The following is a 24,177-nucleotide window of genomic DNA, read 5'->3' on the forward strand; positions in this document are numbered from 1 at the left end:
TCTGGTGGCGCCCGCGCCCGCGCGCGGGGCGCCCGGGGCGGCCGGCGGGCGGGGGGGGGCCGGCGCGGCCGCCCGCGGGGGCCCGCCGCCCCAACGAGGAGAGAGGGACGACATGGCACTGGACCGGCAACTGGAGATCCTCGCGGTCTGCGGCGTCGGCATGGGCTCCAGCCTGATGCTCAAGATGACCGCCGAGGACGCGCTGCGCTCGCTCGGCGTGGACGCCCGGGTGGAGAACACCGACGTGTCCACGGCGCGCGGGATGTCGCCCGACGTGGTGATCGGCCAGGGCATGCACACCGGCGAGATCGCCGACCTGGCGCCCGTGGTGATCACCGTCAGCGACTTCCTGGACAAGGAGGGCCTGGAGGCCCAGCTCAGGGAGCGCCTCACCGAGCAGGGCTGGCTCGCGTGACGGCCCCCTCGGAGGGGGCGGCCACCGGGTCCGCCGCGCCGGGTCCGGTGGTCGCCGCGACCGACGGGGCGACCGCCGCCGGCTGGCGGGAGGCCGTCCGGCGAGCGGCCCGCGCGCTGGTCGACGCGGGCGCGGCGGGCGAGGGCTACCCCGAGGCGTGCGTCCGGGTGGTGGAGGAGAACGGCCCGTACATCGTGCTGACCAAGGGGCTCGCCCTCGTCCACGCCCGCCCCGAGGAGGGCGGCCTGGCCGTCGGCGTCGGCGTGACCCGGCTGGCCGCGCCCGTCGAGTTCGGTCATCCTGACAACGACCCGGTCGACCTGCTGCTGGCGTTCTGCACACCCGACCCCGACGCGCACGTCGGCACCCTGTCCGGGCTGGCGCGCGCGCTGTCCGGCGGGCTCGCCGACCGGCTGCGCGCCGCGTCCGGCGAGGACGACCTCGCCCGCATCCTGAAGGAGGCTCTGCCGAATGCCTGACGCGGCGTCCTCGGGGTTCCCCGCCCGGGTGCGGGCCCTGCTCGACGACCTCGACGCGGCCTCGGGCGGGGCGGCCGGCGACGCCGCCGCCCTGCTGCTCGACGCGATCGAGGCCGGCGGGATCGTGCACGTCGCCGGCGCCGGGCATTCCCTGGCGATGGTGTGCGAGACGTTCTACCGGGCCGGCGGGCTCGCCGCCGTCCGCCCGATCTGGGACCCCGCCGTGTTCCCGCTCGACCACGCGCTGCGCAGCACCCGCGCCGAGCGGCGGGACGGGGTGGGGCGCGCCGTGGTCGAGAAGGCGGCCCCCGCCCCGCCCGACGTGGCGGTGGTGTTCTCCACCAGCGGCCGCAACCCCTATCCCGTGGAGGTCGCGCGGGAGTGCGCGGCGCGGGGCGTGCCCGTCGTCGCGGTGACGTCGGCGCGGGCGTCGCGGGGCGCGGCGGCGCGGGCCGACACGACCCTCGCCGACCACGCGGCCATCGTGCTCGACACGTGCGTCCCGCCCGGGGACGTGCTGCATCCGGCGGGCGCGCCGCGCACCGCGGCGGTCTCGACCGTCCTCGCCGCGTACGCGTGGGCGCGGGTGCTCGCCGACCTCGACGACCTCGCGGCGGCGCGCGGCGTGGAGCCGCCGCGCTGGACGAGCGCGAACGTCCCCGGCGGCGACGAGGTGAACGCCGCGCTGCTGGAGCGCTACCGCCACCGCGTCCCCGAGCTGACGGGCGAGGGCTGACGCGGAACCACGGGTCGTCCCGCGGCGTTTCTCATATGGCCGGGCCAAGCCGCTATGACATGATGCGGGGCTAAATTCGGACCGGAACGAGGAGCGAGATGACGACGAGACCGACCGGGGACGACCTGCTTGCCGTGTTCACGCGCGCGGACCTCGGCGGCGACGAGAAGCTCGACCTGATGGAGTTCACGCTCGCGCTGGAGGAGCTGGGACTGTCCTGGACGCGGGCCGAGACGCAGGACAGGTTCGAGAAGGCGGACAGCAACCTCGACGGGTACATCTCCCACGGCGAGTTCCGCGCCGTCCTGGAGTCCCAGGGCTGGGTCGAGGGGCCGCTGCCCGGCGCGCGCGCCTGACGGCGAAGCGAGGAAGACGAGAGAAGGGCCCGCCGGACGACCGGCGGGCCCTTCGGCACGTCCCGGGCCTGTGCGTCCCAGGCCCGGGAGACGTCAGACGCCGCGGCCGCGCAGCTCGCGGTACCTGCGCACGAGCGCGCCGGTGGACGGGTCGGGCGCCTCGGACGGCGGCTCCGGCGAGGTGAGCGCCGGAGCGAGGTCCATCGCCATGACCTTGCCGAGCTCGACGCCCCACTGGTCGAAGGAGTCGATGCCCCAGATCGTCCCCTCGACGAAGACGATGTGCTCGTAGAGCGCGACGAGGGAGCCGAGGGTCTTCGGGGTGAGCTTCGGCGCGAGGAGCGTGCTGCTCGGCCGGTTGCCCGGCATGACCTTGTGCGGGACGACCGCCGCGGGCGTGCCGTCGGCGGCGATCTCCTCGGCGGTCTTGCCGAACGCGAGCGCCGAGGTCTGCGCGAGCATGTTCGCGGTGAGCAGGTCGTGCATCCCCTCGCGGTCCTCGAACGGCTCGGCGAAGCCGATGAAGTCCGCGGGCACGAGCCGGGTGCCCTGGTGCAGCAGCTGGTAGAAGGCGTGCTGGCCGTTCGTGCCGGGCTCGCCCCAGAAGATCGCGCCGGTCTGCGCGATGACCGGCGCGCCGTCGGCCCGCACCGACTTGCCGTTGGACTCCATCGTGAGCTGCTGGAGGTAGGCGGGGAACCGCGACAGCCGCTGGCTGTAGGGCAGGACGGCCCGGGTCTGCGCGCCGAAGAAGTCGGTGTACCAGACGCCGAGCAGCCCCATCAGCACCGGCATGTTCGCCTCGAACGGCGCGTTCCGGAAGTGCTCGTCGACCTCCCGGAACCCGGCGAGCATCTCGCGGAACGCCTCGCCGCCGATCGCGATCATCAGCGACAGGCCGATGGCGCCGTCGAAGGAGTAGCGCCCGCCCACCCAGTCCCAGAAACCGAACATGTTGGCGGTGTCGATGCCGAACTCGGCGACCCGCTCGGCGTTGGTCGACACGGCGACGAAGTGGCGGGCGACGGCGTCGTCGCCGAGCCGCTCGGTCAGCCACCGCCGCGCGACCTTGGCGTTGGTGAGGGTCTCCAGCGTCCCGAACGTCTTGGAGGCGACGACGAACAGCGTCTGCTCGGGGTCGAGCCCGGCGAGCTTGCCGAGGATGTCGGCCGGGTCGATGTTCGACACGAACCGGCAGGACACGCCCGCGTCGGCGAAGTCGTGCAGCGCCTCGTAGGCCATGGCGGGGCCGAGGTCGGAACCGCCGATGCCGATGTTGACGACGGTCGTGATGCGCTTGCCGGTGGACCCCGTCCACTCCCCCGACCGGACGCGGCCGGCGAAGCCGGCCATCTTGTCCAGGACGGCGTGCACATCGGCCGCGACATCCTGCCCGTCCACGGTCAGGGCCTCGCCGGGAGGCAGCCGCAACGCGGTGTGGAGGACGGCGCGGTCCTCGCTCACGTTGATGTGCTCCCCGCCGAACATCGCCTCGATCCTGGCGCGCAGCCCGGCCCGCTCGGCGAGCGCGGCGAGCAGCGTCAGGGTCTCGCCGGTGACGCGGTGCTTGGAGTAGTCCAAGTAGAGGTCGCCCGCGGTCACGGTCATCCGGTCGGCGCGGTCCGGGTCCTCCGCGAACAGCTCGCGCAGGTGCCGCCCGGCGATCGCCGCGTGGTGCTCGGCGAGCGCGGTCCATTCGGGCGACTCGGTGATATCAGCCATTGCCTCTCTCATCTCCTCGTGGGGGCGAGGGCGTACCCCCACGGGCGGGCGCCGAACGTCCCCCGGGCGCCACGCCGCTCCCCACCGGCGATCATAGGTTCGACCGCGCGAGACCGTATCAGGTACTCCGCGGATCCCGTCGCGGACCACGGCGCGCGCGGCCTCGCCCGCGGCACGCTGCACGCGGCGGACGGCGCGCTGGTGGCCTCCGTCGCCCAGGAGGCGCTCCTGCGCCCCGCCTCCCCCTGAGCGCGCCGGAAAACCCCTGGGGCTCTGTCCCTGCCCGCCGCTAAGGTCCCCGTCCATGGGAGCTCGCGCGAACTTCGCCCTGATCGACGAGGACGGCCTGCGGTTGCACTACTCCCACTGGGGCGCCGACAGGGTGTGCTCGGCGCTGGTCGCGGGACCCGAGGCGGCCGCGCGGTTCGTCTCCGCGCAGCACCGCCACGACGACCCCGCCCGCGACTGGCTGGACGACGCCTGGGCGGAGGGCGGCGCGGTCGTCGACAGCACGGCCCGGCGCCTGGTGTTCTTCGGCGGCCAGCTGCTGTTGGAGGTGCCCCTCCGGCGGGCCTTCCTCGCGCTGCTCTCCCTGACCTGGCCGGGCTGGACGGTGCGGTGGGCCTACGACGGCATCGGTGACCTCGCCGCGGCCGCGGGGGTCGACCGCGCGCTCGTCCGCCGTCCGGACGAGGACGAGCGCGTCCTGCCGGCCGAGGCGGAGACCGACCTGGAGTGGCAGGTCCACCTGCTCACCGTCCGCGCGGACGATGGGATCACCGCCTACCCGCTGCCGTGGGAGGTCCACACCGCCTGGCAGGGCCCGGGCCTGCTGGAGCGGCCGCCCTCCGGCGGACGGCCGCGGCTGGAGCTCGGGACGGTTCCCGCGAGCGGCCTGCACGTCGACCTCGCCACCCGGACGGCGGGCGCCTGGCTGGGCGACCACAGCGCGGGCCTCGTCCCGGAGCTGGACGGGCTGTGGCCCGGATGGCGGGTGGAGTTCTGGGAGGACCGGTACGAGGAGCAGATCGCCCGCTGCGGCGGCGCGGTCACCGTGCCGGACGCGGACCCCGCCGCCGCACTCGACGAGTTGGTCGCCGGGATCGACCGCGAGCGCGGGCACGACCCGGTGCCGGGGATGCTCGACGTCGTCCGGCGGCACGCCGAGGACCGGCAGGTCGAGCTGAACCCCTACTTCACCGCGCACCGGCAGGTGGACGCCACCGACGCGGAATGGGAGGCGGTCCTGGACGCCGCCGCGCGGCTGCGCGCCCGCCTCGCGGCGGGGCCCGGGGAGACGGCTCCCGGTGCCGCCGATCACGGCCGGGACTAGGCTCGCCCTCGGCCGCCGGAGGGCGGGCGGATCGCGTTTCGAGGGGAGTCCCGGGTGGGCGAGCGGACGTTCTGGGTGGGCACGTACACCGGCGCGGCGGGCGGCGGCGCCGGGATCTACCGGGTCGTGCGAGGGGCGGACGGCGCGCTGCACGCGGACGGGCTCGCAGCCGAGGCGGTGTGCCCCTCCTACCTGGCCGTCCATCCCACGCGAGACGTCCTGTACGCGGTCCGCGAGGAGGACCGAGGCGGGGTCATGGCCTACGAGGCGGCCGGAGGGCGGCTGAAGGAGATCGGGGCGCGGGAGGCGGGGGCGCTGCCCTGCCATCTGTCCGTCTCACCGGACGGTACGCGCCTCGTCGTCGCCGACTACGGGTCCGGGACGGTCCGGGCCTACCCGCTGGGTCCCGGCGGCGACCTCGCCGGGGATGCGGACGTGGTGGACGGGCACGGCGGCGGGCCGAGGGCCGACCGCCAGGAGGGCCCGCACGCCCACATGGCCGTCCACGCCCCGGACGGGACGGTCCTGACCACCGACCTGGGAGCGGACCTCGTGCGGTCCTTCCGGATCGAGGGCGGCGCCCTGCGGCTCGCCGGGGAGACGGCCCTTCCGGCCGGGTGCGGGCCGCGGCACCTGGTCGTCCATCCGAGCGGGCACGTGCACGTGCTGGCGGAGCTGGCCGCGTCCGTCCTCGTCCTGAGGCCGGCCGAGGGGTACGCGGGCCTGGAGGTCGTGGCCGAGTCGCCGGCGACGGCCGGTCCGGCGGGCGACGCGGCCCAGGGCGCGGCGATCAGGCTCGGCGACGGCGGCCGGTTCGTCTACACCTCCATGCGCGGCACGGACGTGGTGACGGCCCACCGGGTGCTGGACGGCGGCGCGGCGCTGGCGCCGGTCGCGGACGTTCCCTCCGGCGGGCACTGGCCGCGCGACCTGCACGTGGACGGCGAGTGGATGCACGTGGCGAACGAGCGGAGCGACGCGATCGCGACCTTCCGGATCGGGCCGGACGGCGTCCCGGCGCCGGCGGGGCCGCCCCTGGAGATCCCCTCGCCGGTGTGCGTGATCCCCGGCTGACCACCGCTCCGGGCAGCGTTTCCTGCGGGCCACCTCGGGCACGTCCCGGGTGAACGAGCCCGACACTCAGGGAGCATCCGGACATGACGACGATCGCCACGACCAACCCCGCCACGGGTGAGGTCGAGAAGACCTTCGACGCGCTGACCGACGAGGAGGTCGACCGGCGCATCGCGCGGGCGGCGGACACCTTCGCCTCCTACCGCACGGTCCCCCTGGAGCGGCGGGCGGAGTGGATGAACGCCGCGGCGGACGTCCTGGACGGGGAGGCCGGCCAGATCGGCGCCATGCTGACCACCGAGATGGGCAAGACGCTCAAGGCGGCCATGGCGGAGGCGCACAAGTGCGCGAAGGCGTGCCGGTACTACGCCGAGCACGCGGCGGAGTTCCTGGCCGACCGGCGCCCCGCCGACCCGGCGGACGTGAACGCGCGGGACGCCTACGTCCGCTACCAGCCGCTCGGGCCCGTGCTGGCGGTCATGCCGTGGAACTTCCCGCTGTGGCAGGTGATCCGCTTCGCGGCGCCGGGCCTGATGGCGGGGAACGTGGGGCTGCTGAAGCACTCCTCGAACGTCCCGCAGACCGCGCTGTTCCTGGAGGACCTGTTCCGCCGCGCCGGGTTCCCCGAGGGCGCGTTCCAGACGCTGCTGATCGGCTCGGCGAAGGTCGAGCGGGTGCTGCGCGACCCGCGGGTCAAGGCCGCGACGCTCACCGGCAGCGAGCCCGCGGGGCGGTCCGTCGCCGCCATCGCCGGGGACGAGATCAAGCCGACCGTGCTGGAGCTGGGCGGCAGCGACCCGTTCGTGGTGATGCCGTCCGCCGACCTCGAGGCCGCGGCGCGCACGGCGGCGGAGTCCCGGTGCCTCAACAACGGGCAGAGCTGCATCTCGGCGAAGCGGTTCATCGTCGACACCGGCTGCGCCGAGGAGTTCGAGCGGCTGTTCGTCGAGCGGATGCGGGAGAAGAGGGTCGGCGACCCGATGGACGAGGCCACCGACGTCGGCCCGCTCGTCAACGAGCAGGGCCGCGCCGAGACGGAGGAGCTCGTGGCCGACGCGGTCGGCAAGGGCGCGAGCGTGCTGTGCGGCGGCGAGCGCCCGGACGGGCCCGGCTGGTACTACCCGCCGACGGTGGTCTCCGGGGTGACGCCCGAGATGCGGATGTACCACGAGGAGGTCTTCGCGCCGGTCGCGACGCTGCTGCGCGTGCGCGGGGTGTCGGAGGCCGTCGAGGTCGCGAACGCGACGGGCTTCGGGCTCGGCTCCAACGCCTGGACGCGCGACGACGGCGAGCGGGAGCGGTTCGTGCGGGAGCTGGACGCCGGGCAGGTCTTCATCAACGGGATGACGACGTCCTTCCCCGAGCTGCCGTTCGGCGGGGTGAAGCGCTCCGGGTACGGGCGCGAGCTGTCGGCGGACGGCATGCGCGCGTTCTGCAACGCCAAGACCGTCTGGGTGGGCTGACCGCCCGCCCCGCGTCCTCGGTCCGCCGCGCGCGGCGGACCGAGGACGGACTCAGCGGACGGTCTGCGGGACCTTCCACGGGTTGTCGTCGCGGAGCGGCGGCGGGAGCAGGTCCTGCGGCCAGCCCTGGTAGGCGACGGGCCGCAGGAACCGCTCCATCGCGGCCGTGCCGACCGAGGTGGTGGAGGGCGCGGTCGTGGCCGGGTACGGCCCGCCGTGCTGCATCGCGTGCGTCACGGACACGCCGGTCGGCCACTGGTTCCACAGCACGCGGCCGCTGCGGCCGGCGAGCACGGCGGCGAGCGCCGCGAGGTCTCCGGTCTCCTCCGGTTCGGCGTGCAGCGAGGCGGTGAGCTGGCCGGGAAGGGCCGCCACGACGCGGGTGAGGTCGGCGAGGCGCTCGTAGGTGACGACGAGGCCGAGGGGGCCGAAGCACTCCTGCGACGCGGCGTCGATGTCGGCCTTGAACGCCGCCAGGTCCATGGCGAGCAGGCGCGGGGTCAGCGCGTCCCCCTGGTCCGGCCAGAGGAGGCGCCGCACGCCGGGCCTGGCGCCCAGCGTGCCCGCCGCGTCCAGGTACCCGGAGCTGATCCGGTCGTTGAGCATCGGCGCGCCGGCGATCTCGCCGAGCCGCGCCGCGATGCCGTCCAGCAGAACGGCCGGTGCGAACAGCAGGCCGGGGTTCGTGCAGAACTGGCCGGCTCCCAGCGTGAGGGACGCCGCGTACCCCCCGGCGACCTCCTCGGCGCGGGCCGCCGCCGCGCCGGGCGTCACCACGGACGGGTTCACGCTGCCCATCTCGCCGTAGAACGGGATGGGGACGGGCCGCTCCGCCGCGATCCTCGCGAGGGCGAGGCCGCCCCGCTGGGATCCGGTGAACGCGGCGGCGGCCACGCCGGGATGCCGCAGGGCCTCGACTCCGGCGTCCTCGCCCTCGATCAGGGCGAACACGCCGTCCGGGAGCCCGGCGCCCGCGATCACCTCGGCGGTCCGGCGCGACAGCCGGGGGTGGCCGGGGTGCGCCTTGACCACGACGGGGCACCCCGCCGCCCACGCCGACGCGGTGTCGCCGCCGGCGACGCTGAAGGCGAACGGGAAGTTGCTCGCCGCGAACACCAGCACCGGGCCGACGGCCGTCCGGTGGCGGCGCAGGTCCGGGCGCGGGCCGGTCGGCCAGTCCGGGTCGGGCCGGTCGATGCGGGCGTCGTGGAAGGCGCCCTCCAGGACCTGCTCGGCGAACAGCCTCAGCTGGAACGCGGTGCGGGTCAGCTCGCCGTTCAGGCGCGCCTCGCCGAGGCGGCTCTCCTCGTCGGCGAGGGCGACCAGTTCGCCGCGGGCGGCCTCCAGCGCGTCCGCGACCGCCGTCAGGTGGGCGGCGCGTTCGGCCGGCGGCGAGGCGGCCCAGCCTGGCGCGGCGGCGACCGCCGCGGACACGGCCTGGTCCGGTGTCATGGGGTGCTCCCTTCGTCCTCGGTGTTCGGGGCGGTGCGGGCGGACCGCGGCGCCCGGTTCTCCACCGAGTTGCGGTACCCGTACAGCGCGTAGACGACCAGGCCGAGCACCATCCACACCGCGAACCGGACCCAGGTGATCCAGTCGAGGTTGGCGATCAGCCAGATCGAGAAGGCGATGCCGACGAGCGGCACCACCGGCACCCAGGGGGTGCGGAACGAGCGCGGCAGGTCGGGGCGGGTGCGGCGCATCACCATGACGGCGATCGCGACGACGATGAACGCCATCAGGATGCCGATGTTGGTGAGGTCGGCCGCCTCCTTGATGGGCAGCAGGCCCGCGATGACCGCCGAGCCGATCCCGACGAGCCAGATGACGCGGGTCGGCACCTGCCGGCGCGGGTGGTTGCGGGCGAAGTAGGCGGGCAGCAGGCCGTCCCGGCTCATCGAGAACCAGACGCGGGTGACCGCCAGCATGTTCGCGAGCGCGGAGGTGGTGATGCCGACGACGGCGCCGACCGCGACGATCGTGCCGAGGCCGGTCAGGCCGACCGAGGCGAGCGCGCTGGAGAACGGGCTCTTGACGTCGATCTGCCGGTAGTCCTGCATGCCGAGCAGGACGATGCAGACCAGCAGGTAGATGACCGCGGCGATGGCCAGCGAGATGACGATCGCCTTCGGGAGCACCTTCTTGGCCTCGGCGCTCTCCTCCGCGGCCGCGCTCATGGCGTCGTAGCCGTACACGGCGAAGAAGGTGGTGGCGGCCCCGGCGACGGCCCCGCCGATGCCGAACGGCAGGAACGGGCTGAAGTTGCCGGCGGAGACGTGGAACGCTCCCGCGACGATGACCAGCGCGACGATGGCGAGCTTGACCACGACGAGGATCGTCTCGAACCGCGCGGACTCCTTCGTCCCGCGCGACAGCACGAACGCCAGCAGCAGGCACAGCAGCGCCGCGAAGAGGTCGACCTTGTGACCGGCGCCGGTGCCGGGCGCGCCGAGCGCCCAGTCCGGGATGTCCAGGCCGATCTGGTCGAGGATGTAGGACAGGTAGCCGGAGATGGCGATCGCGACGACGGCGACGATCGCGGTGTACTCCAGCAGCAGGTCCCAACCGATCGCCCAACCGATCGCCTCGCCGAGCGCGGCGTAGGAGTAGGTGTAGGCGGAGCCGGCCTTCGGGATGGTGCCGGCGAACTCGGCGTAGCAGAGCGCGGCGGCGGCGCTGGCGATGATGGCGATCAGGAAGGAGATCATCACGCCGGGCCCGGCGTCGTCGTGGGCGACGACGCCGGCGAGCGAGAACACGCCCGCGCCGACGAGCCCGCCGAGGCTGAGCGCGACGAGCTGCCACAGCCCCATGGTGCGGCGGAGGCCGCCGGGGGTCTCCTCCTCCGAGGAGTCGACGGGTTTCAGGCGGAAGACGCCGGCCCGGGTGAACAGCGCGGACCCGGCCGGGCCCCGCGGTGGTCGTGTTTTCGGCATGGCTTGGGACATGGAGGTCCCTCCCGACTGGTGCAGGGGAATACCAAGGTGGGTGTGGAGCGGCGGTCAGGGCCGCCGTGCAGGGCTCGGGAAGAGCCGGCCGGCCCCTCCTAGAGGACGAAGCCCTCGGGGAAGGGGTCGGCGGGGTCGAGCAGGTAGGTGGCGGTGCCGGTGATCCAGGCCCGCCCGGTGAACTCGGGGATCACCGCGGGCAGGCCGCCGGCCTCGGCGGTGCCGACCAGGCGCCCGGTGAAGCGGGTGCCGATGAACGACTCGTTGACGAACTCGGTGTGCAGCGGCAGCTCGCCGCGGGCGTGCAGCTGCGCCATGCGGGCGGACGTGCCGGTGCCGCACGGGGACCGGTCGAACCAGCCCGGATGGATGGCCATCGCGTTGCGAGAGCGCTTGGCGTCCGACCCTGGCGCGAGGAACTGGACGTGCTTGCAGCCTCCGATCAGCGGGTCGGCGGGATGGACGGGGCGGTCGGTCCCGTTGATCGCCTCCATGATCGCGAGCCCGGCCCGGAGGATGTCCTCCTTGCGGGCCCGGTCGAACGGCAGGCCGAGCGGCTCCAGGTCGGTGATGGCGTAGAAGTTGCCGCCGTAGGCCAGGTCGTAGCGGACGTCCCCGAGACCGGGCACCGTCACCACGGCGTCCTGACGGAGCGCGAACGAGGCGACGTTGCGGAGCGTCACGTGCTCGGCGACGCCGTCGCGGACCGCGACGCGGGCCTCGACGAGACCGGCCGGGGTGTCCAGCCGCACGATCGTCTCCGGCTCGGTCACCTCCACCATCCCGGTCTCGACCAGGACGGTCGCCACGCCGATGGTGCCGTGCCCGCACATCGGCAGGAACCCGCTGACCTCGACGTAGACGACGCCCCAGTCGGCGTCCGGGCGGGTGGCCGGCTGGAGCAGGGCGCCGCTCATCGCGGGGTGGCCGCGCGGCTCGTCCACCAGGAAGCGGCGCAGCCCGTCCAGGTGCTCCACGGCGTGGCGGCGCCGCTCGGCCATCGTGGCGCCCGGGATGGGCGCGACGCCGCCGGTGACGACGCGCGTCGGCATCCCCTCGGTGTGGGAGTCGACCGCGCTGATCGACCGGGCCGAGCGCATCAGGCGGCCCGCCGCCGCGCGAGGGCCTCGATCGCGCGGTCCATGTCGGCGGTGACGGCGGCGCGGTGCTCGGGCACGAGGGGGCCGCGCGGCGGGCGGCAGGGGCCGCCGTACCGGCCGACCTGCTCCATGCCGAGCTTGATCGCCTGGACGAACTCGGTGCGCGAGTCCCAGCGGAACGCCGCGACCAGCGGCTCGTACAGGGCGCGGGCCTCCTCCAGCTTCCCGGCCGTGGCCAGCTCGAACAGCAGCGCCGACTCGGCGGGGAAGACGTTGGGGAACCCCGCGAACCAGCCGGTCGCGCCCATGAGCAGCGCCTCCAGGGTGACGTCGTCGGCGCCGGCGACGACCTCCAGGCCCGGGGCCCGCTCCCGGATCTCCAGGACGCGGCGGACGTCGCCGGAGAACTCCTTGACCGCGACGACCCCGTCGATCTGGGCGATCTCGGCGAGCAGGTCCGGGGTGAGGTCGACCTTGGTGTCGATGGGGTTGTTGTAGACCATGACCGGCAGGCCCACGGACGCGACGGCCTCGAAGTGCGCGATGATCTCGCCGCGGTTGGCCCGGTACATCGTCGGCGGCAGGCACAGCACGCCGTCGGCGCCGTCCTCCGCCGCGATCTGCGCCCAGTGCCGGGCCTGGTGGGAGCCGGGGCCGTGCACGCCGACCACGACGACGCCGTCCCGTCCGACCGCCTCGACGGCGGTGCGGGCGACGCGGCGGCGCTCCTCGTCGGTCAGCGAGGAGTACTCGCCGAGGGACCCGTTCGGGCCGACGCCGCGGCAGCCGTTGCCGACGAGCCAGCGGCAGTGCTCGGCGTACCGGTCGTGGTCGACGGCGAGCCCGGCGGGGGCGGCGGCGTCCTCGCGGTAGGGCAGGGCCGTCGCCACGATGACGCCGCCGAGGCTCAGGGGCTTGCTGTCGCTCATCGGGCGCTCTCTTTCTTGTCGGGTGTGTCAACTGGAGGGTTCGCGAGCTCGCCGAGCCGTATGGGCTGGGCGACGGGCCGGCGGTGGGGATCGCCTCCGCCCGCCCGGCCGCGGAGCAGTTCGGCGACCGTGGGGCCGCAGACGCGGGCCTGGCAGGGGCCGAGGCCGGCGCGGGTACCGAGCCTGACGGCGCGCGCGGAGCCGGCGGCCGCGCCGTCCGCGGCGTGCAGGAGGGTCCCGTAGTCGGTCTCCTCGCAGCGGCAGACGATCGTGTCGGGGCGCAGCCAGCCGGGCCACGCCGCGCCGACGGGGTGCGCGGCGGCGAGCCGTCCGGCGAACGCGCGCCCCCGGTCGCGGCGCCGGCGCAGGACGGCGGCCGCGCGGTCGCCGGGGTCCCCTCCCCCGGCGGCCCAGCCGGCGAGCAGCCCCTCGGTGCGGGCGGCGGGCGCCCCGGCGATGCCGGTGATCTCCCCGGCCGCGTAGACGCCGGGGACGCTGGTGCGCTGGTCGTCGTCGACGTCGGTGAAGGCGCCGCCGCGCAGCCGGCAGCCCGCGGCGACGGGCAGTTCGAGTTGCGGGCTGAAGCCGTGGGTGACGCAGAGCGCGTCCACCGGGACGGTGCGCTCGGTGCCGGCCACGACCGACCAGTCGTGGTGGAGCCGCGCCGTGACCGCCTCTTCGACGCGCCCGTCGCCCCGGGCCTCGATCACGGCGCGGCCCGTCCGGTACGGGACGCGGTGCCGGGCCAGGAGCCCCGCGTACCCCGCGAGCTCCCCCGCCTTGCCCGCCTGCGCCGCCAGCTCCCACGGGCGCGCGGCCCAGCCGCGGGCGACGGTGGCGGCGGGGTTGGCCTCCAGCACCTCCAGGACGGTGGCGCCGGCCTCGATCAGCGACGCCGCGACCGGGAGCAGGAACGGTCCAGAGCCGGCGATCAGGACGGGGTCGCCGATCACCAGGCGCTCCCCCTTGGCCAGCGCCTGCGCCGCCCCGGCGGTGTAGACGCCGGGCAGCTGCCAGCCGGGGAACGGCAGGACGCGGTCGTGGGCGCCCGGCGCGAGCACCAGCGCGTCCGGGCGCAGGACGTGCCGTTCCCGTCCGGCGCCGTCGGCCTCACCTCGCAGCACGTGGACGTGCGGCGGCCCCTGTTCGGTGCGGTCGACGGACCAGACGGCGCTCTCGGGCCACCAGGCGCAGCGCGGGTGGCCGAGCACGCGGTCGCGCAGCCGCTCGAAGCCGCGCCACCCGTGGTGCAGGCGGCCGGGGCGGGCGGCGCCGAACGCGGCGGGCGGCATCCGGTGGTACTGGCCGCCGGGGTCCTCGGCCGCGTCGAGAAGCGTGACCCGGGCCCCGGCGCGCAGCGCGCCCGCCGCCGCGCCGAGCCCCGCGGGCCCGGCGCCGACGACCACGACGTGCCGGCTCACCGGGCGTCCCGGGACTGGGTCGCGACGGCGTCGCCGTCGCGGGCGCGGCGGCGGCAGGCGCGCACGTCGCGGACGCCGTTGACGGTGAGGAGGCAGTCGAAGCAGGCGCCGATCCCGCAGAACACGCCGCGCGGGGCGCCGGAGGGGCCCCGCCGCCAGGTGCGCCGGCCGGCCGCCAGCAGCACTCCGGCGAGGGTCTGGCCGGCGACGCCGTCCACGGGCTCGCCGTCCACGGTGATCCGCAGCGGGACGTCGGGGCGGCGCCCCGTGCGGTCGCCGGCGGCGGGAACGAGTCGCGCGCTCATCGGTTCTCTCCTTCGCACTGGGCGGCGGGCCGGTCCGCGCGGAACGGCGCCGCGTCGATCGCGGGGGCGCGGCCGAGCATGAGGTCGCGCAGGACGGCGGCGGTCCCGGCGGACAGGCCGATCCCGGCGCCCTCGTGCCCCGTGGCGTGCCAGAGGCCCTCCAGGTGCGGGTCGGCGCCGATGACGGGCAGGTGGTCGTCGACGTACGGGCGGAACCCGCCGTAGGCGCGCATCACCGGTGCCCCGGCCAGGGACGGGAAGAGCCGCAGCGCCTTGGCCGCGATGACCGACAGCACCTCGGGGCGGATCCGGTCGTCGAACCCGACCCGGCGGCGCGAGGAGCCGAGGAGGATCGTCCCGGCCCGGGTGGACTCGACGACGGCGGACGCCTGCAGCTCGCCGGCGCCGCTGCCGACCGCGCCGACGTAGTCGGCGTCGTAGACCTTGTGGAAGACGGTCGGCGGCATCGGCGCGGTCACCAGGACCTCGCCGCGGCGGGGCCGGACGCCGAGCCGGACGCCGAGCCGCGCGGCGACCTCCCCCGACCAGGGGCCGGCCGCGTTCACGACCGCGTCGGCCTCGATCGTCCCGCCGGAGGTGCGGACGCCGGTGATGCGGCCACCGCGCCGGACCGCGCCGAGGACCTCGCACCCGGTGCGCAGGACCGCGCCGGCGCGCACGGCGGCGGCCAGCAGGGCGACGGCCGCCCCGGCGGGCTGGACCTGCGCGTCCTCGGGGTAGTGGACGGCCTTGGCGAAGTCGCGCGTCAGGTGGGGTTCGGCGGCGAAGAGAGCGGCGGCGTCCAGGTCCTCGGCGGCGACCCCGGCTTCGCGCTGGGCGGTGGCGAACTCCGTCAGCGCCTCGGCGCCCGCCGAAGTCGTGGCGACGACGATGCCGCCCTTGGCGTCCCATTCCACGCCGCCGGCGTTCGGGTCGCCGTCCAGGATCGCGGGCCACAGCTCGCGCGAGAGCCGCGCCAGTTCGAGCTCCGGGCCCGGCCCCTTGTCGGAGACGAGGACGTTGCCCTCGCCGTGGGCGGTGGTCCCGGCGGCGGGCCCGCCGCGGTCGGCGACGGTGACCGCGCAGCCCGCCAGGGCCAGCTCGCGGGCGCAGGCCGCGCCGATGATCCCGGCGCCCAGCACCACGACCCGCGTCATCGACCCTCCCGTTTGCCGTTCGTTAAACCGAACGATTCCGAGAGTAGGCGCGTCCCGCGCGCGCTGTCAACGCGCGGACGGAACCGGATTCAGGGGGTTTCGACCAGATGGGACGGAGTTCCCGGCGAGGCATGGAGCCGCTGGTCAGCGCTGTACTGGAGCAGCAGGACGGACCGGACGGGCCCCTCGACGGCGGTGTAGCTGTGCGGCAGGCGCGCGTCGAAGCCGACGTAGTCGCCCGGCCCGAGCTCGACGTGCCGGTCGTCCACCCGAACGGCGAGCCGCCCGGACTGGACGATCGTGTGCTCCATCCCCACATGGCCGAGCGAGTCCTGCCGGCGGCCGGCCCTGACCTGCTGGTCGTACACCTCGAACATGGCGCCGCCGGACTCGATGCCGCGCAGCGGCCGCAGGTCGACGCCCTCCCCGCTCAGCACCTCCACCTCCGCCGCCCGCACCACCGTGAGCCCGGACGGCTCCTGGCGGTCGAGCAGGTCGGAGATGGGGACCTCCAGCGCGCGCGACAGGCTGAACACGGTCTCGATCGTGGGGTTGCCGGCGCCCGCCTCCAGCTGGGACAGCGTCGCCTTGCCGATCTTCGAGCGGCGGGACAGCTCCGACAGCGACAGGCCGAGCTCCAGCCGCGCCCGGCGCAGGTTGCCGGCCAGCACGTCCCGCACCGATTCCCCTGACGCCCCCACGCTCCCGCCCCTCGTCCGCTCGCTCGCTCACGTTCGCTCTATCGAACGGCCAGTGTACTCGGCGGCTCGGAGGGGTCAGAGCTCCACGCGCGTACCGGCGCCGGCCGCGCGGGCCCGGTCGACGATGACGGACGCCGCCGCCGCGTCCTGCACGCCGAGGCCGACGCTGTTGTAGAAGACGATGTCGGCTCCGGAGCGGCGCCCGGCGGCGAGGCCGGCGACGACCGGGCCCAGGGGCCGGACCCGGCCGGGGTCCAGCTCGCCCGCGCGCACGGCGGCGACGACGGGGCCCGCGTGCTCCAGGGCGGTCGCCACGTCGTCCACCACCACCGAGGCGGCGCGGGCGAGGACCTCGCCGTCCACCTCGGCCCGGTCCGGCGCGAACGATCCGACGCTCACGACCGTGCACCCGGCGTCGAGCCAGGCGCCGAGGACGACCGGCTCGGCACTGGTGGTGGCGGTGACGACGATCTGCGCGCCCCGGACCGCCTCGCGGGCGGACGCCGCCGCCGCGACCGGCAGCTCCAGCTCCCGCGCGAGCCCGGCGGCGACGGTGCAGGTGCCGGGATGGCGGCAGGCCACCGCCACCTCGGCGAGGGACGCACCGCGGCCATCGCGCGCACGTGCGCGCGGCCCTGGACGCCGCAGCCGACGACCGCGAGGCGGGAGGCCTCCCGCGGCGCGAGATGGTCGGCCGCCACCGCGCTCGCCGCCGACGTGCGCAGCGTCGTCACGGCCTCGCCCTCGATGATCGCGACGGGCCGCCCGTCCACCGGGTCCTGGACGGTCACCAGCGCCGCCACGGTCGGCAGGCCGCGCGCGGCGTTGCCCGGGTTGACGCTCCCGAACTTGGCGACGGCGCCGGCGCCGGGCAGGCGGGAGACGTAGCCGAAGGCGACGTCGCCGTCCGGGCCGTCCAGCAGCACCCGCGGCGCGAGCAGCGCCCGCCCGCGGCCGAGCGCGCCGAACGCCTCCCGCTGCGAGGCGATCGCGGCGGGCAGGTCGAACACCGCGCGCACGTCGGCCGCGGACAGCAGCAGGACACCGGCCATGGGGAGATCCTTTCCAGGCCGCCGCCGCGCTGTCGAGTGGCGAAAGGGCAAGCGGTGCTTACCGATCAGTGCATGAGATCGCATGCTTGCCCGTCTCGACGCCCGTGCCGCGGCGTTTCACGCTTTCACCATCCCGGACCACGAGGACCTGCCGGCCACGAGCGACGGAGAGCCGCCGATGACCCCACTGACCCCGCGGGACCGCGGACGCCGGTTCCGGATGCTCACCGCGGCGGGCGCCGGCCTGCTGCTCGTCCCGCTCGCCGCGGCCTGCGGGTCGGGCGGCTCCGGCGGCTCGGGCGCCATCAAGATCGGCGTCCCGGCGCCGCTGAGCGGCGACTCGGCCTCGGCGGGGCAGGACATCCTCGCCGCGGCCAAGGTCGCCGCCGACGAGATCAACAAGGCCGGCGGGGTGGACGGCCGCAAGATCCAGATCGTGGAGGCCGACGACCAGTGCAGCGCCCAGCAGGGCGCGCAGGCCGCGCAGAAGCTGCTCAACAGCGGGGTCGTGGCGGTCGCCGGCGGTTACTGCTCGGGCGCGGCGGTGCCCGCGATCCCGATCTACGGCAGGCGCGGCGTCCCGTTCGTGATGGACGCCTCCACCAACCCCTCCCTCACCGACAGCGGCAAGGGCAAGGTGTTCCGCACCTGCGGGCGCGACGACAACCAGGGCCTCGTCGCCGCCAAGTTCATGACCGGGCCGCTCGGCGCCAAGCGGATCGCGCTGCTGCACGACAACACCACCTACGCCAAGGGCCTCGCGGACGCGGCGGCGAACTCGGCGCGCCAGGCGGGCGGCCAGGTCGTCTACGAGAACGCGCTGCAACCCGGCCAGTCCGACTACGGCCCCGTCCTGACCAAGATCGCCTCGACGCGGCCGGACGTGCTGTACTTCACCGGCTACTTCGCCGAGGCGGGCCTGCTGATGAAGCAGCGCAAGCAGCTCGGGCTGAAATTCACGCTCATGGGCGGGGACGCGACCACCGACTCCACCGTGCTGAAGACGGCCGGCACGGCGGCGGGCGGCTACATCGCGACCACCGCGCCGCTGGCCAAGGACCTGCCCGCCGCCGCGGCGTTCGTCTCCGCGTACAAGGCCGCGAACCACGCCGACCCCGGGCCGTTCTCGGTGTACGAGTACGACGCGGTGAAGGTCGTCGCGAAGGCCATCGACGACGCGGGGTCCACCCGGGGCGCCGCGATCACCGAGGCCCTCCACAAGATCAAGGGCTTCCCGGGCATCACCGGGCCCATCACGTTCGACGCCAAGGGCGACCGGACCGACCCGCTCTACATCACCGTCCAGGTCCAGGGCGGCGCGTTCACCGCCTACAAGAAGCTCGACGAGAGCGGCGCCACCTGGGTGGACGCCAAGACCTTCTGATCAGGGGCCCGATGAGCGAATTCGTCCAGTACCTCGTGAACGGCCTGACGATCGGGGCGTTCCTCGCGCTGATCGCGCTGGGCTACTCGATGATCTACGGGGTCGTCCGGCTGATCAACTTCGCGCACGGCGACGTGTTCATGATCGGCGCGTTCGCCGGGTTCGGGACGCTGACCGCGCTCGGCGCGACCGGCGGGATGGCGCTGCCCGCCATCCTCGCCGCCGTCGTGGTCGGCGCCCTGACCACCGGCGTCGTCGGCACCGGCATCGCCAGGGCCGCCTACGTGCCGCTGCTGTCGTCGCCGCGGCTGGCACTGCTGATCGCCGCGATCGGGGTGTCGCTGGCGCTGGAGGAGGGGGTCAAGGTGCTCACCGACGCCCGGTTCAAGTCCTACCCGCACGCGCTGGACGGCGGCCGGATCCTCAGTGGCACCGTCCACGTCACCTGGGGGCAGCTCGTCCTGGTCGTGCTGTCGGTGGCGCTGATGGCGGCACTGTGGCTGTTCGTCACCCGCACCGTGACGGGGACCGCGATGCGCGCGCTGGCGATGGACCGCGACGCGGCGCGGCTCCAGGGGATCAACGTGGAGCGGCTGATCCTGACGACGTTCTTCATCGGGTCGCTGCTGGCGGGCGCGGCCGGCGTCATGTACGGGCTGTACTACGTGCAGATCAGCTTCGGCATGGGTTTCCTCATCGGCCTGCGCGCGTTCACCGCCGCGGTGCTCGGCGGCATCGGCAACCTGCCGGGGACGATGGCCGCGGGCGTGTGCATCGGCCTCGTCCAGTCGTTCTCCGCCGGGTACGTCTCCTCCCGCTGGACGGACGTCATCATCTTCGGGCTGCTGATCGCGGTGCTGGCGCTGAGACCCACCGGCCTGTTCGGCGAGCGCGTCGTGGAGCGCGCGTGAGGGCGCGGGCGGCGCTGCCCTCGGGCGGTGGGACGGCCGTCCGGTACGGCGGCTGGCCGCTGCTCATCGCGCTGGCGCTGGTCGCCGGGCAGACCCTCGACGACTACGCGCTCACCGTCGCCGGGACGATCCTGGTCTACGCGATCCTCGGACTCGGGATCAACATCGTCGTCGGGTACGCGGGCCTGCTCGACCTCGGGTTCGCGGCGTTCTTCGCGATCGGCGCGTACGCCTCCGGGCTGCTGACGCTGAAGCTGGGGTGGGACTTCTGGGCGACGCTGCCGGTCGCGGTCGCCGCCGCGGCGGTGGCCGGGGTGGTCATCGGGTACCCGACGCTGCGGCTGCGCAGCGACTACCTCGCGATCGTCACGCTCGGCTTCGGGGAGATCATCCGGATCACGGTGGTCAACCTGGAGGTCACCGGAGGCCCGAACGGGCTGACCGGGATCCCCCCGGTGACGGTCGGCGGGCGGGAGATCGTCACGCCGGGGGCCTTCTTCCACCTCGCGCTCGCGTTCTTCGCCGTCGTGCTGGCGGCGACGGCGCTGCTGGCCCGGTCGCGGCTCGCCTTCGCGTGGCGCGCCGTCCGGGCCGACGACACCGCCGCCGAGGCGGTCGGCGTCCCGGCGCGGCGGGTGAAGCTGCTGGCGTACGTGCTCGGCGCGATGACCGGGGCCGTCGCGGGCCCGCTCAACGCCGCGCAGCTCGGCACCGTGGACCCCTCCAGCTTCACGTTCCTGACCTCGCTGATGATCCTGCTCGTGGTGATCATCGGGGGGATGGGCAGCCGGCCCGGCGTCATGGTCGGCGCCGTGGTGATCGTCGGGCTGCCGGAGGTGCTGCGGACCGTTCAGGAGTACCGGGGGCTGTTCTTCGCCCTGGTGCTCATCGCGATCGTGCTCCTGCGGCCGCAGGGCGTGTGGCCGTACCGGCCGCGCCGCCTGCGGCTCCCGGCGCGGCCGGGCCCCGCGCCCGAGCCGCCGGCCGCGCGGGGCACGGTGCTGGAGGTGGACGGCCTGACCCGCCGCTTCGGCGGCGTCACGGCCGTGGACGGGCTCGCCCTGCGCGCCGATGCCGGCCAGGTCGTCAGCGTGATCGGCCCGAACGGCGCCGGCAAGACGACCGCGTTCAACTGCGTCACCGGGATGATCGCGCCGTCGGCCGGGACGGTCGTGCTCGCCGGGCGGGACGTGCGCGGCCTCCCCCCGCACCGGGTCGCCGCCGCCGGCCTCGCGCGCACGTTCCAGAGCATCCGGCTGTTCGAGGAGATGACCGTCGCCGAGAACGTGCTGATCGGCCGGTTCGCCCGCGACCGGGCCCTGCTGCGGCCGCTGTCGCGCGCCGACCTCGACGCGGTGCGCCGCTGCCTGGACTTCGTCGGGCTGCTGGAGGCCGCCGACCGCCCGGCGGGCGGGCTCGCCTACGGCGACCGGCGCCGGCTGGAGATCGCGCGGGCGCTCGCGGGCGACCCCCGCGTGCTGCTGCTGGACGAGCCCGCCGCGGGCGCGAACCCGACCGAGAAGCGGGCGCTGATGGGGCTGATCTCCCGCATCGGCGCGCTCGGCGCCGCCGTGGTGCTGATCGAGCACGACGTGGCGCTGGTCATGTCGATCTCCGACCGGGTGACGGTGCTGGAGCACGGGCGGACGATCGCGGTGGGGCCGCCGGCGGAGATCCAGGAGGACCAGCGGGTCGTCGCCGCCTACCTCGGCGTGCCGGACGACCCGGAGACCGACCTCGTCTCGGAGGTGCTGCGGTGACGCTCCTGCGGGTGAGCGACCTGCGCAGCAGGTACGGCCAGGTCGAGGCGCTGTCCGGGATCTCCTTCGAGGTCGGCGAGGGCGAGATCGTCGCGCTGCTCGGCAGTAACGGCGCAGGCAAGACCACCGCGCTGCGGACCGTCACGGGCCTGCACCGGGCCCGGTCCGGGCGGGTCGAGTTCGACGGCCGCGACATCACCCGGCTCGCCGCGCACCAGGTCGTCGCGGCGGGGCTCGGGCACGTCCCGGAGGGGCGGCGCGTGTTCCCCGCCCTGAGCGTCGCCGAGAACCTGCTGCTCGGCGGGTACCTGCGGCGCCGCGACCGGGCCCTCGTCGCCGCCCGCCGGGAGGAGGTCTACGCCATGTTCCCGCGCCTCGGCGAGCGCCGCGGGCAGCCCGCGGGGCTGCTGTCGGGCGGCGAGCAGCAGATGCTCGCCATCGGCCGGGCGCTGATGCTGCGGCCGCGCCTGCTCGCCCTGGACGAGCCGACGATGGGCCTGGCGCCGCGGACGGCGCAGCAGGTGCTGCGGGTCGTGCGGGAGATCCGCGACCAGGGCGCCACGATCCTGATCGTCGAGCAGAACGCCCACCAGACGCTCCGCCTCGCCGACCGCGCCTACGTCCTGGAGACCGGCCGGATCGTGCTGGACGGCCCGGCGTCCGCGCTCGCCCGGGACGACCGGGTGAAGGCCGCCTACCTGGGCGGCGACCCGGTCATCGAGGCGACGTGAGAAGCCTCCGCGCCGCCTCCTCGATCGCGGCCTCCGACAGCAGGACGTGGTAGGCGGCGTCTCCCAGGGGGACGAAGCTGTCCTCGCTCGTGACCCTGGCAGCGCGCCCCTGGAAGCCGGCGTCGGCGAGCGCGGTCAGGACGCCCTCGGAGACGCCCCCGGTGCGGCGCGTCTCGTCCGCGACCAGGACCGCGCCGGTGGCGCGGGCCTCGCGCAGCAGATCCTCGACCGGGAGCGGGGCCAGCCAGCGCAGGTCGAGCACCCGGCACCGGACGCCCCCGGCCTCCAGGCGGCGGGCCGCCCGCAGGCTCATACGCAGGCCGTTGGCGAAGGTGACGACGGTGAGGTCGCCGCCGTCACCGTAGGTGCGGGCGCGCCCGATCGGGACCGTGCCGCCGGCCGGGGCCAGCCACCCGCCGTCGCCGTCCTCGTGCAGGTCGCGGGCGTGGTAGAGCGCGATCGGCTCCAGCATCGCGCACACGCGTCCCTCGCGCTCGGCGGCGTCCGCGCACGCGCGCAGCATCCCCGCGGCGTCGTCGGGCCGGGACGGTGACGCGATGACGAGCCCCGGGATGTCGCGCAGCGCGGCGACGGCGTTGTCGTTGTGGAAGTGGCCGCCGAACCCCTTCTGGTAGGCGTAGCCCGCGATCCGCACGACCATCGGGTTGCGGTACCGCCCGGAGGAGAAGAACGGCAGCGTCGCCGCCTCGCCCCGGAGCTGGTCGGCGGCGTTGTGCAGGTAGGCGAGGTACTGGATCTCCGGGACCGGCAGCATCCCGGAGATCCCGAAGCCGAGCGCGAGGCCGAGGATCGACTGCTCGTCCAGGATCGTGTCGAACACCCGCGCCGCCCCGGCCCGCTTCACCAGCCCGCGCGTGACCCCGTAGACGCCGCCCTTGCGCGCCACGTCCTCGCCGAAGACGAGCATGCCGGGCCGCTCGTCCAGCATCTCGCCGAGCGTCCGGTTGATCGCCTGCGCCACCGTGACCGGCTCCCCGTCCGCGCGCCGCCCCCTCCCCCCGGGGCGGGGGTACCGGAGCGGCGCCATGACCTGCGCGGCGGACGCCAGGCGCGGGGCCCCCGCGACCTTCTCGGCCAGCGCCGTGACCTCCGCGCGTTTGGCCTCGTAGAGGCCGGCGATGTCCCGCGCGGTCGCGGCGCCGCGGTCGACGAGGAGCCGCGCGGTCCGCAGGAGCGGGTCCCGCTCCAGGTCGGACGCCATCTCGGCGGGGGTCCGGTACGCCGACTCGACGTCGGAGCCGGCGTGGCCCATCAGGCGGACGGTCCGCAGGTGCAGGAACGCGGGACGGCGGCGTTCGCGGACCCAGCTGGCCGCCCGCGCCGCCGCGGCGTGCGCGTCGGCGAGGTCGCAGCCGTCCGCGCGGAAGTAGGCGAGGCCGGGCCGCGAGCCGTAGGCGGCCTCGATCCAGCCGGGCGCGGTGGGGACGCTGATCCCGATCCCGTTGTCCTCGCAGACGAGCAGGAGCGGCAGGGGAAGGCCCTGGTGGCCGCAGTTGACGGCCGCGTTGACGGCGCCCGCAGCGGTGGAGTGGTTGGCGGAGGCGTCTCCGAAGCTGCACACGGTGACGGCGTCGCGCGGCCACGGCGAGTCCAGACCCAGCCGGGCGGCGCGTTCGATCGCGAAGGCCACGCCGAGCGCGCGCGGCAGGTGCGAGGCGATGGTGGACGTCTGCGGGATCACGTTGAGCGGACGGCTGCCGAACACCTTGTGGCGTCCGCCCGCGATCGGTTCCTCGGCGGCGGCGACCAGCCCGAGGAGGACGTCGCGGAGCGGGTTCCCGCCAGGTACCTGGCGCGCCCGCTCCAGGAAGAACGCCCCCGACCGGTAGTGCAGGAGCGCCGGATCGTCCGGGCGGAGCACGCCCGCGACGGCCGCGTTCCCCTCGTGCCCCGAGGAGCCGATCGTGTAGAAGCCGTGGCCCTGCGCCTGGAGGCGTCGGGCGGCGAGGTCGAGGTGCCGGCTGCCGAGCTGCGCGTCGAACAGCTCCAGGCAGCGCTCGGCGGTGGGCGCGCCCGGCGGGGCGGGCGCACCGGACGGCACCAGGGTCGCGGCCGTCTCGAGGAAGTGGACGTCGGCGGGCTCGGGCATGCGGGCTCCTGCGTGCGGATCGGGACGCGTGTCGAGCATCGTCCGCGCCCCCGGGCGCGGCCAAGCCGGGCGAGGCCGCGAACCGGTGGG

At 75.2% G+C, this 24,177-nt stretch carries 22 protein-coding genes and 1 pseudogene; 12 read left to right on the forward strand and 11 right to left on the reverse strand.

The window, feature by feature from the left end; translation table 11 throughout:
- From AB0C84_RS39690 to AB0C84_RS39705, 4 genes are all read left to right on the forward strand, one after another.
- Positions 1–415 (forward strand): PTS sugar transporter subunit IIB (locus AB0C84_RS39690; RefSeq protein WP_361076367.1); only part of this gene is annotated, 415 nt, incomplete at its 5' end.
- Positions 412–894 (forward strand): PTS sugar transporter subunit IIA, encoded by a 483-nt coding sequence (locus tag AB0C84_RS39695; RefSeq protein WP_361076370.1) that lies wholly within the window; start codon positions 412–414, stop codon positions 892–894. The genes AB0C84_RS39690 and AB0C84_RS39695, both read left to right, overlap by 4 nt.
- Positions 887–1,630, forward strand: coding sequence for a sugar isomerase domain-containing protein (locus AB0C84_RS39700; protein WP_361076372.1), 744 nt, complete (start codon positions 887–889; stop codon positions 1,628–1,630). Before AB0C84_RS39695 ends, AB0C84_RS39700 begins: the two co-directional genes overlap by 8 nt.
- Positions 1,631–1,728: 98 nt before the next feature.
- The gene (locus AB0C84_RS39705; protein WP_258942326.1) at positions 1,729–1,986 is read left to right on the forward strand and encodes an EF-hand domain-containing protein; all 258 of its coding nucleotides are present in this window, start codon (positions 1,729–1,731) and stop codon (positions 1,984–1,986) included.
- Between the two features lie 93 nt (positions 1,987–2,079).
- Here the strand turns inward: AB0C84_RS39705 and pgi are convergent, their stop codons facing one another.
- Positions 2,080–3,708 (reverse strand): glucose-6-phosphate isomerase, encoded by a 1,629-nt coding sequence (gene pgi / locus AB0C84_RS39710; protein ID WP_361076376.1) that lies wholly within the window; start codon positions 3,706–3,708, stop codon positions 2,080–2,082.
- Positions 3,709–3,726: 18 nt separating this feature from the next.
- Here pgi and AB0C84_RS39715 point away from each other — a divergent pair, with 18 nt between their 5' ends.
- The 4 genes from AB0C84_RS39715 to AB0C84_RS39730 all read left to right on the forward strand — a co-directional run bounded on the left by AB0C84_RS39715 (position 3,727) and on the right by AB0C84_RS39730 (position 7,578).
- Positions 3,727–3,957: a hypothetical protein gene (locus AB0C84_RS39715; RefSeq protein WP_361076378.1), complete on the forward strand. Its 231-nt coding sequence runs from the start codon at positions 3,727–3,729 to the stop codon at positions 3,955–3,957.
- A 55-nt stretch (positions 3,958–4,012) separates the two neighbouring features.
- A complete protein-coding gene (locus AB0C84_RS39720) occupies positions 4,013–5,041 on the forward strand; it encodes a hypothetical protein (RefSeq protein ID WP_361076381.1) in 1,029 nt (342 codons plus the stop codon).
- Positions 5,042–5,095: 54 nt separating this feature from the next.
- On the forward strand, positions 5,096–6,115 hold the full coding sequence (locus tag AB0C84_RS39725) for a lactonase family protein (RefSeq protein ID WP_361076384.1): 1,020 nt from the start codon (positions 5,096–5,098) through the stop codon (positions 6,113–6,115).
- Between the two features lie 83 nt (positions 6,116–6,198).
- Positions 6,199–7,578, forward strand: a complete 1,380-nt coding sequence (locus AB0C84_RS39730) for an NADP-dependent succinic semialdehyde dehydrogenase (RefSeq protein WP_361076387.1) — start codon at positions 6,199–6,201, stop codon at positions 7,576–7,578.
- Positions 7,579–7,629: 51 nt separating this feature from the next.
- Here AB0C84_RS39730 and AB0C84_RS39735 read toward each other — a convergent pair whose 3' ends face one another.
- The 9 genes and pseudogenes from AB0C84_RS39735 to AB0C84_RS39775 form a co-directional block, all read right to left on the reverse strand.
- Positions 7,630–9,030, reverse strand: a complete 1,401-nt coding sequence (locus tag AB0C84_RS39735) for an aldehyde dehydrogenase (NADP(+)) (RefSeq protein ID WP_361076390.1) — start codon at positions 9,028–9,030, stop codon at positions 7,630–7,632.
- Positions 9,027–10,526, reverse strand: a complete 1,500-nt coding sequence (locus AB0C84_RS39740) for an amino acid permease (protein WP_361076393.1) — start codon at positions 10,524–10,526, stop codon at positions 9,027–9,029. The genes AB0C84_RS39735 and AB0C84_RS39740 overlap by 4 nt, the downstream gene beginning before the upstream one ends.
- Before the next feature lie 98 nt (positions 10,527–10,624).
- Entirely contained in the window at positions 10,625–11,626 is a 1,002-nt protein-coding gene (locus AB0C84_RS39745; RefSeq protein WP_361076396.1) for a proline racemase family protein, read from the reverse strand.
- On the reverse strand, positions 11,626–12,555 hold the full coding sequence (locus AB0C84_RS39750) for a dihydrodipicolinate synthase family protein (RefSeq protein ID WP_338743191.1): 930 nt from the start codon (positions 12,553–12,555) through the stop codon (positions 11,626–11,628). The genes AB0C84_RS39745 and AB0C84_RS39750 overlap by 1 nt, the downstream gene beginning before the upstream one ends.
- Positions 12,552–13,976, reverse strand: a complete 1,425-nt coding sequence (locus AB0C84_RS39755; RefSeq protein WP_361076400.1) for an FAD-dependent oxidoreductase — start codon at positions 13,974–13,976, stop codon at positions 12,552–12,554. The genes AB0C84_RS39750 and AB0C84_RS39755 overlap by 4 nt, the downstream gene beginning before the upstream one ends.
- Complete coding sequence (locus AB0C84_RS39760; protein ID WP_179848823.1) at positions 13,973–14,281, reverse strand: (2Fe-2S)-binding protein; 309 nt, start codon at positions 14,279–14,281, stop codon at positions 13,973–13,975. Before AB0C84_RS39760 ends, AB0C84_RS39755 begins: the two co-directional genes overlap by 4 nt.
- Positions 14,278–15,438: an FAD-binding oxidoreductase gene (locus AB0C84_RS39765; RefSeq protein WP_361076403.1), complete on the reverse strand. Its 1,161-nt coding sequence runs from the start codon at positions 15,436–15,438 to the stop codon at positions 14,278–14,280. Before AB0C84_RS39765 ends, AB0C84_RS39760 begins: the two co-directional genes overlap by 4 nt.
- A gap of 89 nt (positions 15,439–15,527) precedes the next feature.
- Entirely contained in the window at positions 15,528–16,139 is a 612-nt protein-coding gene (locus AB0C84_RS39770; RefSeq protein ID WP_179848821.1) for a helix-turn-helix domain-containing protein, read from the reverse strand.
- Between the two features lie 75 nt (positions 16,140–16,214).
- Positions 16,215–17,275, reverse strand: a pseudogene (locus AB0C84_RS39775) (ornithine cyclodeaminase family protein).
- Between the two features lie 94 nt (positions 17,276–17,369).
- Between AB0C84_RS39775 and AB0C84_RS39780 the strand changes: the two are divergent.
- The 4 genes from AB0C84_RS39780 to AB0C84_RS39795 are packed head-to-tail and all read left to right on the forward strand — an operon-like array spanning position 17,370 to position 21,977.
- Positions 17,370–18,575 carry a branched-chain amino acid ABC transporter substrate-binding protein gene (locus AB0C84_RS39780; RefSeq protein WP_361076406.1) on the forward strand — a complete coding sequence of 402 codons (1,206 nt, stop codon included), beginning with the start codon at positions 17,370–17,372 and terminating at the stop codon, positions 18,573–18,575.
- Positions 18,576–18,586: 11 nt separating this feature from the next.
- Positions 18,587–19,486 (forward strand): branched-chain amino acid ABC transporter permease, encoded by a 900-nt coding sequence (locus tag AB0C84_RS39785; RefSeq protein ID WP_361076409.1) that lies wholly within the window; start codon positions 18,587–18,589, stop codon positions 19,484–19,486.
- Entirely contained in the window at positions 19,483–21,246 is a 1,764-nt protein-coding gene (locus AB0C84_RS39790) for a branched-chain amino acid ABC transporter ATP-binding protein/permease (protein ID WP_361076412.1), read from the forward strand. Before AB0C84_RS39785 ends, AB0C84_RS39790 begins: the two co-directional genes overlap by 4 nt.
- Positions 21,243–21,977, forward strand: coding sequence for an ABC transporter ATP-binding protein (locus AB0C84_RS39795; protein WP_361076415.1), 735 nt, complete (start codon positions 21,243–21,245; stop codon positions 21,975–21,977). The genes AB0C84_RS39790 and AB0C84_RS39795 overlap by 4 nt, the downstream gene beginning before the upstream one ends.
- On the opposite strand, the gene AB0C84_RS39800 is transcribed toward AB0C84_RS39795, so the two are convergent.
- Positions 21,961–24,087, reverse strand: coding sequence for a thiamine pyrophosphate-dependent enzyme (locus AB0C84_RS39800; RefSeq protein WP_361076418.1), 2,127 nt, complete (start codon positions 24,085–24,087; stop codon positions 21,961–21,963). The two genes, AB0C84_RS39795 and AB0C84_RS39800, sit on opposite strands and share 17 nt — an antisense overlap.
- Between the last annotated feature and the right edge of the window lie 90 nt (positions 24,088–24,177).

Source organism: Actinomadura sp. NPDC048955 (assembly GCF_040649435.1).
GTDB lineage: Bacteria > Actinomycetota > Actinomycetes > Streptosporangiales > Streptosporangiaceae > Spirillospora > Spirillospora luteofluorescens.